The organism is Rhizobium sp. 862_C5_N1_2 (genome assembly GCF_051811205.1).
Lineage (GTDB): Bacteria > Pseudomonadota > Alphaproteobacteria > Rhizobiales > Rhizobiaceae > Rhizobium > Rhizobium leguminosarum.
The window spans coordinates 175,657-188,894 of the sequence record NZ_JBPWPT010000006.1 but is presented as its reverse complement, the minus strand read 5'-3'; the positions used below and the strand labels follow the sequence as shown (position 1 = coordinate 188,894).

Here is a 13,238-nt window from a genome sequence, read left to right as displayed (position 1 = left end):
CCCCGACGTCAGGCAGTGGTTTAGCCAAAGAATTTCCGGAGTTCGTTCGCTATGAATTCGGGAGCTTCTTCCGCAACCCAGTGACCCGAGCCCGGGATCAATCCGCCTCGAACGTCACTCGCCACCCGCTGCATTGATTCCATCGTCTCCATGCCGCGGCCAAAACCACTGTCTCCGCCCAGGGCGAGGACCGGCATTTCGAGCTTGCCATCCCTCTCGAGGAATAACTCGTTGTCTTTGACGTCGGTTGGAAAGCCCCGATAATAGGCGAGAAGTGTGCGTAGGCCACCCGGTTTTAGGTAGGTACGGAAATACTCATTCTTGTCTTCCTGAGATAGCACGTTTGCCCGGCTGCCATAATTGTCAAACAACCATTCCAGATAGATATGCTCGCGACCGCCGAACATCGCTTCCGGCAAATCCGGCGTCCTGAAGAAGGGGTGGTGCCAACGCCGGCCGCCTTGCGACATGTCCGCTCCATCGCCAGGAATGGTAACGTCCAGGATCGCGAGCTTGCTAACAGCCTCCCGGTGCTGCGCGGCCAGGGCAAACGCCACCGGGCCGCCCCAGTCGTGTCCCACAAGATTGAAGCGATCGATCTTCAGATGTTCAGAAAGAAGCTCCCACACGTCTTCGGCAATCGTCTTCTTGTCGTACCCATCGGCGGGCCGGGAAGTGTCGCCGAGGCCCCGCAGGTCCGGCGCGATGATCGCGTACTTGTCGGCGAGGAAGGGGATCACGTGCCGCCATTCGTGCGAACTCTGCGGCACCCCGTGAAGGAGAACCAGCGGCTTACCGGATCCTGCGGTCAGGTAGTGCATGGTGATGCCGGACAGTCGCGCGTAATTGCTTTTGATCTCGGCACTCATTTCTTTGCCTCCTTCTGGCCCGCGGTCATCCCCCGATACGCACGAATGACCTGACTGTCATCTGCCGAGCCCGACCCCTGGCCAGACGCGGCAAGGAAGAACTGATGCGCAACGGAGGCGAGCGGCAGGGCGGCCCTGGCAGAGGAGCCAGCGGCAAGCACGATACCGAGATCTTTCACAAAGATGTCTACCGCGCTCGTTACCTCTGGGTCTTCCAGAAGCATACGCTGGCCACGATCGTTGAGCATCCAGCTGGCAGCCGCCGAGCCGGACACGATCTCGAGTACCGTTGAGGTGTCGAGCCCAGCCCTTTCGGCGAGCGACAGCGCCTCAGCCGCTGCCGCCAAGTGTACACCGCACAGCAACTGGTTGACCGCTTTGGCAACCGATGCCTGGCCAGGCCGCTCCCCGAGATAATAGATCTTGGAGCCGAGCACGTCGAGAAGATCGCGGCTCATTTCATAGGTTTGCCTGTCGCCAGCCACCATAATGGAAAGCGACGCGTCACGCGCTCCGGCGACGCCGCCGGAAACAGGTGCATCCAGAAACCGGTGACCGCGAGCAGTCACGGCCTCGGCGAGCTGTTCAACCTCGCCGGGAGGGCATGTTGACATCAGGACGACGATGCTGGTCCTGGTTGAATTTGCCAGGGCGCCCCGTTCGAAGAGGGCTTGGTGCGCCTGGTCGATGTTGACCACCATCAACATCAAGACGTCGGTCTCGCTGGCGGCTTCTGTGGCGTCTGGATAGGCAGTCCCGCCACTGTCAGCGAAGCTTTTTAGAGCATTCTCCGAGATGTCAAACCCCTTGACGTTGAAGCCGCTTTTTAGGAGATGCGACGCCATGGGCAATCCCATGGAGCCGAGACCAAAAAAACCGATTGTCGGTTTTCCCGGTCCTCGTGCCGGGCTCGGCTTTGTTTCTAAAGCTTGGTGCAATTCCGGTCTCCTCCGAGATACTGGCACGTCATAGGTCGGCACATCCCACCGGAGTGCCATGGTCGCATGCAAAGCGGTTAGCATAGCGGCTTCCTCCACATCAAAAGAGTTTGCCCAAAAAACATGTGATCTGGATTCATGTTGCCTGGCGCGTTCTCCTAGAAAAACTTTGTCTCCATCGCGGGTCACGCCGAACTCGCCTGAGTTCAACTCACCATTGGCCTGAGGCAATTCATTTGCGGACGTTTGGCGCAAGCGCCTATTTTACGTCCAGCCGCACAGTGGGAGGCTTCCGGCTTCAGCGACGTCACACCAAGGTCTAAGCAACCTGCGAGAAACTGAGGACCGCTTACGAGGAGAGCGCCTGCGCTGGAGGCTCCTAAAAACATCGACATAGATCAACACGGTTAGAGGAGGAACCAATGATCACAATGAACCGCCGTACCCTTATTATGAGTTCCGTGGCGATGACCGCCACGCTTGCGGCACCTCGCACAATGCGCGCGAGCTCGCCAGAGTTTTCGTTTAAATTTGCCAACATCATGCCCGTTGATCATCCGCTCAACACCCGCATGACCGAGGCTTCCAACAAGATCAGCGAGCAAACAGACGGCCGCGTGAGTATTCAGGTGTTTCCCGCGAGCCAGCTCGGCACCGATGCTGATATGCTCAGCCAGCTTCGATCGGGTGGCCTGGACCTTCTTGCGCAGACAGGCCTCATCGCAGCGACACTCGTTCCGCCCGCGGCCATCACCGGCGTAGGATTTGCCTACCCCAACTATGCTCAGGTCTGGAAGTCGGTGGATGGCGAGCTCGGCCGGAGCATCCGGACGGCTTTTGAGAAGGTCAACCTGATCGCCTTCGAGAAGATGTGGGACAACGGCTTCCGGCAGACCACCTCGATCGGCAAACCGATCAAGTCGCCCGAGGACCTCAAGGGCTTCAAGATCCGCGTCCCTCCTGCGCCGCTCTGGACATCGCTCTTCAAGTCCCTCGGCGCCGCGCCGACATCAATTCCATGGGGCGAAACCTATTCCGCGCTTCAGACTCACGTGGCTGACGGTCTCGAAAACCCGCTCGCTGGCATTTACTTTGCCAAAATGTACGAGGTTCAAAAGTATCTTTCCCGGACCAACCATATGTGGGACGGCTTCTGGATCCTCGCCAATCGGGACAACTTCGAGATGTTGCCTGAGGACTTGCGTGACATTGTCGTCACCGAAATCAATCGCTCGGCTCTCGTGCAACGCGCTGATGTCGAAAAGCTGAATTCCGAACTCCAGGCAGAGCTGACGAGCAAGGGTCTTGAATTTATCGACGTCGATACTGCCCAGTTCCGCGCGACGCTGCAGGCTTCGTCGTTCTACTCCGATTGGAAGGGGCGTTTCGGCGAGGAAGCATGGGCGTTGCTGGAGTCTACCTCGGGCAAATTGATCTGAGGCGTTGACATGGCTACTTCTGAAAATGTCAGCCCCCCGGTGATTGGCGCGTGGCCAGTCCTGGCCAAAGCTGAAGCGGGCGTGGTGCGCCTGATTGAATTGATCGCCGCAGCACTTGTTGTCGTCGAGGTACTCGTGCTGTCGGCGGGCGTCTTCGCCCGCTATGCATGGGGCGAGCCGCTCATCTGGTCGGACGAGCTCGCCTCCATGTTGTTCCTCTGGCTTTCGATCGTGGGCGCGGTCCTCGCTTTTCACCGCGGACAGCACATGAGGATGGGCGTTATCGCGGACGCGATGCCGCCCGTCGTAAAGGCAAGACTGGAGGTGGCTGCACTTGTCTTTTGCCTTTCGGTCTGCGTGCTTCTTCTACCCAAGGCCACGGTCTACGCTCTTCATGAAGTTCCGGTCGTCACTCCCGCGATGGAGGTTTCGGTCGCATGGCGTTCGTTTGGTCTTCCGATCGGACTTGGCCTGATGCTTATCCTTGGCGTGACCAATGCCCTTCAGCGCATCAGGCTGAGCGATTTCCTGATCGGAGTCCTTGTAGCCGCATGCTTGATAGGGTTGGCGATTGCGGCGAAACCGTTGATCATGGCGATGGGCAACTGGAACCTCGTGCTTTTCTTCGTAGTCTTCATCGCACTAGGTGTGCTGAGCGGCGTACCAATCGCGTTCGTGTTCGCTCTCGCTGCCATCAGTTATGTGGCTCTGGGTACGAGCCGTCCGATAAGCGTGATCGCGGGTCGGCTTGACGAGGGAATGTCGCATCTTCTCCTGCTGGCGGTCCCGCTGTTCGTGCTGCTGGGTATGCTGATGGAGGTTACGGGCATGGCAAAAGCGATGCTGAACTTCCTGGCGTCCTTGCTCGGACATGTCAGAGGCGGCCTGTGTTACGTCCTCGTCGCGGCAATGTATCTGGTGTCTGGGATATCGGGTTCGAAGACCGCCGACATGGCTGCTGTCGCCCCGGCACTGTTCCCGGAGATGAAAGCGAGAGGATCAAAGCCCGGTGATCTCGTGGCCCTGCTTGCGGCTACGGGTGCGCAGACGGAGACGATCCCGCCGAGCCTCGTATTGATCACCATCGGATCGGTTACGAGCGTATCGATTTCGGCCCTGTTCATAGGCGGTCTTTTGCCGGCGTTCGTCTGCGGATTGATGCTTTGCGTTGTCGTCTGGTGGCGCTATCGCAACGAGGACATGTCGGGTTTTCGCAAGCCGCCGGCCAGGGAGATCTTCCGCACATTCCTGATTGCGCTTCCGGCTTTGGCCCTGCCTTTTATCATCCGTACAGCGGTTGTCGAAGGCGTTGCTACCGCCACGGAAGTCTCGACAATCGGCATTGCCTACTCGCTGCTGGCAGGCCTCCTCATTTACCGCCGGTTCGACTGGAAGCGGGTGGGTCCGATGCTGGTGGAAACGGCGGTCTTGTCCGGAGCCATCCTTTTCATCATCGCGGCGGCAACGGCTGTGGCCTGGTGCCTAACTCAATCGGGTTTTTCGCGTGGGCTGGTTCAGACGATGGCGGGTCTACCCGGAGGAGCGCCGATCTTTATGATCGTGTCGATCGTCGCGTTCATTGTGCTCGGTAGCGTGCTGGAAGGCATTCCCGCGGTGGTTCTGTTCGCACCTCTGGTATTTCCGATCGCCAAGGGATTAGGGATCCACGACGTGCACTATTCGATCGTGGTCATTCTCGCCATGGGAGTGGGCTTGTTCCTCCCGCCGTTCGGCGTCGGTTATTATGCCGCCTGTGCAATCGGCCGTGTGAACCCGGTGGAAGGGATAAAGCCGCTGTGGGGGTACATGATCGCCCTGCTTCTCGGGCTTGCGATCGTCGCAGCGGTGCCCTGGATCTCGATCGGCTTCCTATGACGTGCGACCGTAGGCGGCCGGTAGAGAAGTCGGCCATTCTACGATCGTAACCATGTCGGATAAGGCGGAATGCCGGGCTGGCAACGTGCTTCAGAAGCATGCTGCTGGCTCCGCAATATGCCCGGGAAGGAATGTAGCGCCCACCGGAAGATCGTTACGTCCTCGCGGTTTTCCGTGGCTTCTTCCTCAAGGAGCGGTGCGCTCTTCGAGGGAAGAGGTAACATCTATCCTCCTACCGCTTAATGAACACAGTTGGCGACCTGACGCAGAGCCACTCACATGACAAAGAGGCAGCCAAGGCGATCCACGATAATCTTGCCGATACTCGGATGCGAGCCGCGTCCCGCAGTCAGGGAGCCAAGAGTTCTTTCGAACTCACCGTAAGCCAACGAGATCTGATGGCCGGAGCAACGCGGTACCCCGAAACCGCTTGTTTCGATTGATTAATCGCAGGTCCGAGCGAGATCATTTGTTGAGCGATGCTCATTGAAATGGACTTGCAATTCAATTGTCGTAGACCTGCCACTTGATACCTTTCCAATGCAGACAAAGCCGAAATCCGTCGCAAGACAAGCGCGGTCTGCAGACGCTTTTTTACAAATGGGGAGGAGTGAAATGGGAAATGAACGTTTCGAGATCGACCGCCGCAACTTACTATTGGCAGGGGGAGCTGCTTTGAGTGGAGCCGTTTTGGGTGCGAACAGTATAGCGGCTCACGCTAGGGCGAGCCCCGTTTCCGGGGCACAAGCTCCGGACTTTTATCGATTTGCCATTGGGGACGCCCAGGTAACCATCGTATCAGACGGCCCACTTCCGCTCGGCGACCCGACACAAAGCTTTCTCGGCGTCCCGGCCGACGAGATAAGATCCATGCTAAACCACAGCTTCCTGCCCACGGATGAGATCGTTCTCGCTCAGAACGCACCTGTCGTAAACATCGGTGGCAAGCTGATTTTGTTCGACACGGGGATGGGATCGCTTAAGCAATTTGGCCCGACGACTGGCCGTCTCAAGTCTTGCTTGGCCGCCGCGAATATTGCGCTGGAAGATATTGACGCTGTCGTCTGTTCGCATGCTCATTGGGACCACGTCGGCGGAATCTGGGGCGACGACGGGAAACCAACGTTTCCAAACGCCCAGGTGTACATCAGCCAAACCGACTACGATTTCTGGACCGACGAGAAAAAACTTGGAGGCGATCTCAACGGTCTTGTTAAAGCCGCGATCCACAACCTCAAACCCGTGCGGGACCGCATGGTTTTTTTCCAGGACGAACAAGAGTTTCTTCCTGGTATTCATGCCATTAGCGCTCCTGGACACACACTCGGCCATAGCTGCTTTATGATTGAATCAGCAGGAAAGACAATGTGCTATGGCGGCGACCTCACTCATCATCCTGTGCTTCTGTTCGAAAAGCCTTTGATGGAATTTGCGTTCGATACCGATCCCAAACTGTCGGCTCAATCGCGTGTGCGCATTCTGAAAATGCTGGCCTCCAATAGAATACCCTTCATGTCCTACCACTTCCCATGGCCGGGCTACGGGCACGTTGGCATAGCGGGAGAGGGCTTCGAGTATTTTCCTGAGCCACTACATCTTAGCCTGTTGGACTGAGTGGTAGAGAAGGGCGCGAGGGCAATACCTTCGCGTCAATCCTATCCGGAGGGCAGTCGAACGAAATCATCACATGGCGGAAGTTACGCAACAAGCAGTGTGCGCCTTCATCGCGTTGCTAGACATCAAGTCTCGCGGGAACGCCAACTGAAATCAAGAGCGATCGGCGGACCGCACCTAAAGGCCATTCCTGATCGGAAACATATCCTCGCCGTAGTGGTGAAGCCTCGTGTGATGCCGTCGGCATAACCAGCGCACCTTTAAAGGGTCGTCGTATTGATCATGATGGGCGTCGACCATTTCAATCCCGCAGACCTCACATGTTTGCTTTTCCAGCTCGCCTGCCTTTACAGCTCGCTGTACAGCAAGATGAGCATCATATTTCGCTGGATTAGCACGGCGCCAATTTGCTTGGCGGGTGTCGGTTTTCAGCATCGCCGCATCCTGTGCCTGTAATTTTGCGCTCTCGACCGATAGATACCTGGAAAGGGCTGCAGGCTCAAGTTTCGGCACAGATCGACGGCGTCTGTCCGTGGCTCCGCGTCCGAAAACAAGATTTCTCATTGCCAGAAATGATCAGGGTTGGGCGATCGAGATCCACCTTTGCTGCCCGCAATCTTCGCACCGGCGGATACGATATCGCTCGGGTGGATCGGTGCTCCCGATCTTAGCGCGCTGGATGACTAAGCTTGAAATTTCTGCTCGATACATATGTCCTGAAGGAGATCGGTCGAGCCGAACTGCACGAGAATGTGGCAGCCCTCGATATGATTGAGGATTCCGATCTCGCGGCTAGCGTGAGCTCAGTTCGAGAGACTGCGAAAGGCATCAAAAAAAAGCGTAGGACCGACGCTGTCGCGAACGTGTCCGCCAACGCTTCCGACGCCATCTTCGCCGCCTATGAAGGTCGGTATCCTTCCTGTCGATGACAATATCGCCCGTCTTGAGCCATTCATTCACTCATTCACCGAGCTTCACCGCCACTGCGCTCTTTTTTTGGGACTCAACCACCGCCAAACGTAGTCTTTGATTCTCTGCACGATTAGAGCGCTAAGACAGCGCCCTTTTGCGTGACAGTTCCACTCAAACGGATGTCGGTGGCCGAGAACCCAACCATAACTGCAAATTCCCCCGTCTCTATCCGCCAGCACCGCTCGGTCGTGTCGAAGAAGGCAAATGTTCGGGCGTCAAGAATGAAACTGAGCCTTCGTTTCTCACCGGGTTCCAGGCCGATTTTCGAGAAGGCCTTCAATTCTTTAACCGGTCTGGGTACAGATGCTTCAACATCGCCCACATAGATTTGCACCACTGCCGAACCTGGCCGCTCGCTGACGTTGGTCAATCCCAGTGTCACTGTCACCGCGCCGGCAGGATCCGGCAGCCCCACCGTCAGGTCTGACATCGCAAAGCTTGAATAACCGAGACCATGACCGAAGGGGAACAGTGGCTTAATGTCCTGGCGATCGTAGTGCCGATATCCAACGAACACACCTTCGTCATATCGCACATGGCCATTCTTGCCTGGATAGACCGCGTCATCCTCGGTATGTGTGGGATTGTCAGCCCAGCGCACGGGGAAAGTCTGTGCCAGTCGGCCCGAGGGCTCGGCCTTGCCAAGGAGCACATCGGCGATCGCGTTGCCAGCTTCCTGACCGGGATACCAGCATTGCAGTACTGCACGAGCACCGGAAAGCCAGGGCATTTCCACCGGTCCACCGGTTTGTAGGACGACAATCGTGTTCGGATTGGCCGCAATTACCGCCTCAACAAGCTGGTCCTGCAGACCAGGAAGTGCAATGCCGCGGAGATCGGAGCCCTCGGTATCCCAGTCGCCCGTTCTGCCCACGAAGACTACCGCATGATCAGCCTTCGCGGCGACGGCTGCTGCCTCGGCAATCTCCGCTTCGGCCGAAAACCTGCCTATTCCTACCCGAATTGCGGCGATATAGAGGTTGACGTGATCGTGCCGGGCGTACTCGGCGACGACCTCGTATGTACGGCCGGCTTCGAGCGTGATTTCGCCCACGACCTCCTCGCAGCCTTCTTCAAAGAATGTGGTACCACGTGTCCAGGAAGCCCAGGCGTCCACCACAAGCCTGCCGTCCACATAGACCCGACCAAGCCCGGCCGAGGTCAGGCCGACGCGATAGACGCCGGCTTCTAAGGCTGTGAATACGGTGCGCATTCGGGCGGAAAAGCGATACGGATCGACTAGGCCCCCGGCCACGGGGGGCAACCATACACCGAGGCTCGACGGTTCCTCGATAACCTTCACGGGCTCGCCAGCAAGCTCCCTTTCTTGGAAAAATTCGAAGGTTGTCGGGTTTTCGATCAGCGGCTGAAACCGATAATTGCTGCAACCCTGAGCGTAGCACACGTTCTCCTCACCCAGGGCGTCCGCCAGCCCCTGCCACGGACTGACGACATAGTGGGGGTTCAACTGCGCCGAGCCGCCTCCCATAACCTGCGCGATCTTGGCATTGGGTCCAATGATGGCGACCGTACCTTGCTGAGCCAATGGCAGGATGCCGTCATTCTGTAGCAGAACTGCGCTTTCCGCTCCCGCGCGCCTGATGAGTGCCCTATGTTCCGGCCGATTAATGGCGTACTCCTTAAACTCGCGATGATCGTTGATTGCGCCGGTGCGTTCCATCAGGGTCAGGATATTGTGCACACAGGCGCGGACGGTCTCGACACTTACCTCGCCCGCGTCGATCGCCGCCAGAAGCTTGGAGCCGCGGTCGCGGGTCGGGCCCGGCATCTCCAGATCCAGCCCAGCATTCACGGTGGGTGCGGTCGAACGCGAGCCGAACCAGTCCGACATCACCACGCCGTTAAAACCCCAGTCACCGCGTAGTACCTCGTTCAACAACCAATGGCTTTCCGCCGTGTAAGTACCGTTTAGTTTGTTATATGAAGACATCACGGCCCAGACCTTTGCCCGCTTCACCGCCGCCTCAAAGGGTATTAGGTAGACTTCGCGCAGAGTGCGTTCATCGATATCTGAAGAGATGGTTGTACGTTCGATCTCGGACTCGTTGCCGGCGAAATGTTTTATCGTGGCACCCACTTTCTTGGACTGCAGACCTTCGATATAGCCGACGGCAAGTTCCGCCGTCAGTATCGGATCCTCAGAGAAACACTCAAAGTTGCGGCCGTTTGTGACGCTGCGCTGGATGTTAACGGTCGGCGCCAACGAGACATGAGCCCCTTTGGAAAGAACCTCGTCACCTAGCGCACTGCCGATTTCCCTGGCTAGGTCCGGGTTCCAACTCGCTCCGATGGCAATGCCTACCGGGAAAGCCGCTGCAGTCACACCCCCGACAAAAGACCCCGCCCCGCGGGCGCCGTTGGGGCCGTCCGTCAAGCGCAATCTCCCTATCCCTAGGCGGTCGATGGGCGGTAAAGACCAGAACGTATCGCCGGAAAGTAGCGAGACCTGCTCGGCCAAGGTCATATTATCGAGCAATGCTCTCGTATCAGTCATCTTCTCTGCTTCCTCAATCTCAACACTTACCGTTCCCAGATCGGGCATCTCTATATGCATATTGGGAAAGCTGGTGAGGTCGGCGTCATCCGTGGAGCCGTCCATCCATGAGAAGGAAGGCCCGTTTGTTCACCAAGGCGCCGTCACCACGACGACGACATGTTCGCAGCCTTCACGTGGCCGAGATGACGTCACCGCTTTCCACTGAAAACAAGGACATCGCGGTTTGATCGATGTCAGCGGTGAAAGTTGTGCCGGCTGCGGCAGCGCCGGTTCTGGAGTTATTCCTCCGCAAGTTCGCGAGACAATTTGAAAACCTGAACATGCTATCAGACAATCTGTTGACAGACAATCCTCAGTCGCGCAGCCTCGTGTCGTCATTGATGATTCGATGTCTCCATCGGAGGCGGATCCCGATTGATGAAGCTTCTTCACCGCCTATGGACAAGGATGGACCACGATGGACAGGCTGTTGTCCCGTTTCCGGCTACAGACAAAAGTAATCATTTTCGTACTGCCTTTCATAATCAGCATTTGCGCGGTGGGATTTTTGGGGCACTACGCCGCGGGTCTCCTACAAAGCCGCCTGGAAACCTCGAGCCAGGTGATGCAGGTGCTCTCGGGTTTCCGTGACGTCTCCGCCTCGATGAGAGAGTTTCTCGATGAGGCGTCGGAAGAAAGGCGCGATCGCGTGAAGGCTGACCTGCTCGCCCAGCAATCGCATCTGCAAGCTTTAGTGACGAATGCCGGAGCTACGGGGGAAAGCGAAGGCCTCCTGTCGGCAAACGCGATTATGCGGGACGTGGTGGACAATTTTGGCTCTCTCTGGAGCATCCATGAAAGCGAAGAGCAACTGATAACCTCGATCGCCAATCATTCTGAATCGCTGGTTTGGTCGCAGGATGAAATGCTCAGGCTAGCTGACGAGTTGAGGAAGTCCGGCGAGCAGTCCGAGGGCGCCGCCAAATCGATGTTGCGCGATGCCGACAGGGTGACAGGCTATGCAACCTTCTTCCTTGATTTTGCCGCGGGCTACCAATCCGCCGGAACGACCGAGCTGAAACTCGAATATTTGCGCGGCAAAGTGGGCGAGTTGCGTCGAAGCGCCCGAAATCTGCGGGCTTCCTTGCCGTCGGACGCTACAAAACTGTCGAGCTCGGTCGACGGCGCGGTGAAAAGCGTAACAGAAATTCTGTCGCAGGGCGCCGCATCGGACAACGCCGTAGGCCTCGACACCGCAATGTCCGCGTTCAAGGAAATCTCCGTCGGGATTAACGCGGTGGCGAACCAGCAAACAAAGAAAGCAATCGTCGAGTTCGCAGGTCTCGACCAACGTTTGGCCAAGATCAGCAGCGCCTTGGACGGCAGCCGAAGACTTTCGGACTCCAGCTATCTCATCAGGATACACCTTGCGCGCTTCATAGCCGACCCTACCGAACAAAACCGCGCGCAACTCATCCAGAACTTCGACAGAACGAAGAAGGAGATATTGGACATCTGGAGTGCCGCTTCCGATCTCGACCTTTTCAAGGCAGTCCAGAATACGGTCCCTCCGGCGGTAGAGGGTATGACGCAGGACAGTGCGAAGCTCGTCGAGATCTCGGAAGTCAGGCGTGCGCAATATAGGCAAACGACAGACCAGTTGAACACCATATGGGGCCACCTCACGACGTTTGCCGACGCCCAGCGTGCCAGGGCCATCGAAGAGACGGCCCGTGCGAACGGCATTGCCCTCATCACGATATTTGCAGGCGTCCTCGTCGCGCTTCTCGCTGGCTTCGGGATGATTGCGACTTTCAAGAAACCTGTCGTCCGGTTGACCGACGACATGCGGCGTTTGTCCGAAGGGGACCTTGACATAGAGATCGGCGGTTCTGAGCGCGCTGATGAGCTCGGAGAAATGGCCCGGGCACTCTGTGTCTTCAGGGAGAATGCCGTAAGGAAAATCGAGATCGAGAACGACGCGGATCGTCAACGATCAGCTTCCGAAGCTGAACGTCGGCACAACGAGGCGGAGAAAGCCCAGATCGACAAACAGATCGGCGACGCCGTCGACAGTCTTGCCGCTGGGCTGGAGAGGTTATCCAACGGTGATGTTTCGAGCACGATCGATCAACCGTTCTCCGGGCGGCTGGAACAGTTGCGAAAAGACTTCAACAATTCGTTGCTGCGCTTGCAGGCGACGATGTCGGAACTTCGCGGCAACATCGTGCTCATTCGGCAAAATGCAGACAATCTCAGCAGTGGCGCCGATGATCTCTCCCGCCGCAGCGAGCGCCAAGCCGCGTCGTTGGAGGAGACAGCGGCTGCGGTTCATCAACTCACCGCGACGGTGCATTCGTCGACAGAGCAGGCGCAGGCCGCAGCCCGGCTTGTAAAGGAAACCAAGCAGGCCGCGGATGCGTCTGCTTCAGTGGTCACGAACGCGGTCGACGCTATGGGCCGAATAGAAGCGGCTTCCGGGCGCATTTCGCAAATCATCGGCGTAATCGACGAGATCGCTTTCCAGACCAATCTCCTGGCACTCAATGCCGGCGTCGAGGCCGCGAGAGCAGGAGAAGCCGGGCAGGGTTTCGCGGTCGTCGCCCAAGAAGTCCGGGAACTTGCCCAGCGGTCGGCTCTAGCCGCCCAGGAAATCAAGGGACTCATCGCAAGATCGACCGAGGAAGTCGCCTCGGGATCGCGATTGGTGAACGAGGCGGGCAGGGTGCTCATTGCAATATCGTCGAATGTTGCCGGAATTTCCGAAAGGGTTGAGCTTATCGCTGCGGCAAGCAGGGACCAGGCGGCTTCGCTTATCGAAGTGAACCAGGCCGTCGGCGAGATCGATGACAGCACCCAGCGAAACGCTGCCATCGCCGAGCAAGCCCACGCCGCCACTCAGGAACTCACAAAGGAGACCCAGCGACTGATGCAGCAGATAGAACAGTTCAACATCGGCAGGCCGAGGGGTCACATGCTTTCGATCGTTTCCTGACGACAGACTATCATCAATATTCTGTTGACAGATTTTCAT

9 protein-coding genes are annotated in these 13,238 nt (G+C 57.5%); 5 read left to right on the top strand and 4 right to left on the bottom strand.

The window, feature by feature from the left end:
- Positions 1-20 precede the first annotated feature (20 nt).
- Both ACD590_RS38130 and ACD590_RS38125 read right to left on the bottom strand, forming a co-directional pair.
- A complete protein-coding gene (locus tag ACD590_RS38130) occupies positions 21-869 on the bottom strand; it encodes an alpha/beta fold hydrolase (RefSeq protein ID WP_064843786.1) in 849 nt (282 codons plus the stop codon).
- A complete protein-coding gene (locus ACD590_RS38125; RefSeq protein ID WP_081284278.1) occupies positions 866-1,834 on the bottom strand; it encodes an NAD(P)-dependent oxidoreductase in 969 nt (322 codons plus the stop codon). The genes ACD590_RS38130 and ACD590_RS38125 overlap by 4 nt, the downstream gene beginning before the upstream one ends.
- Positions 1,835-2,229: 395 nt before the next feature.
- On the opposite strand from ACD590_RS38125, the gene ACD590_RS38120 reads away from it, so the two are divergent.
- The 3 genes from ACD590_RS38120 (at position 2,230) to ACD590_RS38110 (ending at position 6,735) form a co-directional block, all read left to right on the top strand.
- The gene (locus ACD590_RS38120) at positions 2,230-3,246 is read left to right on the top strand and encodes a TRAP transporter substrate-binding protein (protein ID WP_081284275.1); all 1,017 of its coding nucleotides are present in this window, start codon (positions 2,230-2,232) and stop codon (positions 3,244-3,246) included.
- Between the two features lie 9 nt (positions 3,247-3,255).
- Positions 3,256-5,121 carry a TRAP transporter large permease gene (locus ACD590_RS38115; protein ID WP_064843783.1) on the top strand — a complete coding sequence of 622 codons (1,866 nt, stop codon included), beginning with the start codon at positions 3,256-3,258 and terminating at the stop codon, positions 5,119-5,121.
- 615 nt (positions 5,122-5,736) lie between these two features.
- A complete protein-coding gene (locus tag ACD590_RS38110; protein ID WP_088395910.1) occupies positions 5,737-6,735 on the top strand; it encodes an MBL fold metallo-hydrolase in 999 nt (332 codons plus the stop codon).
- Between the two features lie 177 nt (positions 6,736-6,912).
- Here the strand turns inward: ACD590_RS38110 and ACD590_RS38105 are convergent, their stop codons facing one another.
- A complete protein-coding gene (locus ACD590_RS38105) occupies positions 6,913-7,170 on the bottom strand; it encodes a hypothetical protein (RefSeq protein ID WP_081284274.1) in 258 nt (85 codons plus the stop codon).
- Between the two features lie 254 nt (positions 7,171-7,424).
- Here ACD590_RS38105 and ACD590_RS38100 point away from each other — a divergent pair, with 254 nt between their 5' ends.
- Entirely contained in the window at positions 7,425-7,664 is a 240-nt protein-coding gene (locus tag ACD590_RS38100; protein WP_064843777.1) for a hypothetical protein, read from the top strand.
- Between the two features lie 113 nt (positions 7,665-7,777).
- On the opposite strand, the gene ACD590_RS38095 is transcribed toward ACD590_RS38100, so the two are convergent.
- Positions 7,778-10,222: a beta-glucosidase gene (locus tag ACD590_RS38095; protein ID WP_064843817.1), complete on the bottom strand. Its 2,445-nt coding sequence runs from the start codon at positions 10,220-10,222 to the stop codon at positions 7,778-7,780.
- 460 nt (positions 10,223-10,682) lie between these two features.
- On the opposite strand from ACD590_RS38095, the gene ACD590_RS38090 reads away from it, so the two are divergent.
- On the top strand, positions 10,683-13,199 hold the full coding sequence (locus ACD590_RS38090; RefSeq protein WP_064843775.1) for a methyl-accepting chemotaxis protein: 2,517 nt from the start codon (positions 10,683-10,685) through the stop codon (positions 13,197-13,199).
- The last annotated feature ends 39 nt before the right edge of the window (positions 13,200-13,238 follow it).